Origin of the sequence: Spirillospora sp. NPDC049652 (assembly GCF_040675125.1) — a bacterium.
Classification (GTDB): domain Bacteria; phylum Actinomycetota; class Actinomycetes; order Streptosporangiales; family Streptosporangiaceae; genus Spirillospora.
In genome coordinates, this window is record NZ_JBFAOF010001420.1 from 1 (window position 1) to 1379 (window position 1379).

At 74.3% G+C, this 1379-nt stretch carries 2 protein-coding genes; one reads left to right on the forward strand and one right to left on the reverse strand.

Features of this window, described 5'->3' with window-relative positions; all coding sequences use genetic code 11:
• The coding region (locus AB0J52_RS40715; RefSeq protein WP_500188576.1) for a hypothetical protein at window positions 1-289 on the reverse strand (289 nt) is incomplete at its 3' end.
• A gap of 257 nt (window positions 290-546) precedes the next feature.
• On the opposite strand from AB0J52_RS40715, the gene AB0J52_RS40720 reads away from it, so the two are divergent.
• A complete protein-coding gene (locus tag AB0J52_RS40720) occupies window positions 547-1335 on the forward strand; it encodes an SAM-dependent methyltransferase (RefSeq protein ID WP_500188578.1) in 789 nt (262 codons plus the stop codon).
• Window positions 1336-1379 lie beyond the last annotated feature (44 nt).

The following is a 1379-nucleotide window of genomic DNA, read 5'->3' on the forward strand; positions in this document are numbered from 1 at the left end:
GGACGGCCACGTCGAGCGGCCAGCGTCCGCGCGCCGCCTCGACCACCGCGCGCAGCAGGCACAGCCGGGCGGACGGGCATCCGGGCGGAGGGACGTCGCGGACGGCGCCGAGCAGCGCCTCGCGCGCCAGCGTCTCGGCGCGTCCCGGCGCGGGACCGGCGACCGCCCGGGCGAGCCGGACCAGCCGTCCGCCGTGGGCGTCCACCAGGAGCAGGAAGGACGCCTCGTCGCCGGCGCGGGCCTGCTCCAGCGCGACGTCGTCCGAAGGACGGTCGGATGCGGGCTCCACCGATCCCCCTTCCGTTTTCGACCGATGGGCACCGTACATCACCGATGCCACGGTGAGCATCCAAGGCCCTCCGCTCCGTCAGGCCCCCACGTCCGCCCCCGCGTCCCTCCGGGCGGACGCCGCGCCGGACCCGGCGGACGCCGCGCCGGGCCCCCGGCGGGTGGCCGTTCCTCCGGCCGGGCAATTATGATCATTTACCGCGAGGCCGAAAGTGGTTCGGTACCGTGATCACCGAAGTCCACGAGGGAAGGGGCCCGATGGAACGCACCCAGGTGCCGCTGGGGCAGCCCACCGCCGCCCGGATGTACGACGAGGCGCTCGGCGGCAAGGACCACTACGCCATCGACCGCGAGGCCAACTCCCGGCTGTACTCGGCGATCGGCGAGCACCGCGTGCGCAGCACCGCGATGGAGAACCGCCGCTTCCTGGGCCGCGCGGTGGAGTACCTGTCCCGCGAGTGCGGCGTCCGCCAGTTCCTGGACGTCGGGTCCGGGCTGCCGACCGTGCGCAACACCCACCAGATCGCCAAGGAGGCCGACCCGGCCTCGCGCGTGGTCTACGTGGACATCGACCCGATCGTCGCGGTGCACGGGCGCGCCCTGCTCGCCGACGACAACACCCGGATCGTCACCGCCGACATGCGGCGTCCGGAGACCATCCTGGACGACCCGGAGCTGAACCGGCTGCTCGACTTCAGCGAGCCCGTGGCGGTGCTGTTCGTGGCCGTGTTCCACTTCGTCACCGACCAGGACGACCCGGCGCGGATCGTCAAGGCGTTCCGCGAGCGGCAGGCCCCGGGCTCCTACGTGACGATCTCCCACCTGTGCGCCGACGGGATGTCCCAGGCCGAGCAGGAGGGCTGGTACGCCGGGTTCTCCGGGGCGACCGTCCCGCTGGTCCTGCGCACCGAGCCCGAGATCGAGCGGCTGTTCGACGGGTACGAGCTGGTGGAGCCGGGCCTGGTCCGGCCGTGGCGGTGGCGGCCCGCCGAGGACGGCTCGCCGGAGACCGACTCCCTGCTCGGCGGCGTCGCCCGGCTCGGCTGACCCGGGCCGGGCCGGTCCCGCGCGCGGTCTCCCGCGTTCCGGAC

Coding starts and splice junctions, on each gene's coding strand:
- AB0J52_RS40720 (WP_500188578.1), top strand. CDS start 547: ATGGAACGCACCCAGGTGCCGCTGGGGCAGCCCACCGCCGCCCGGATG.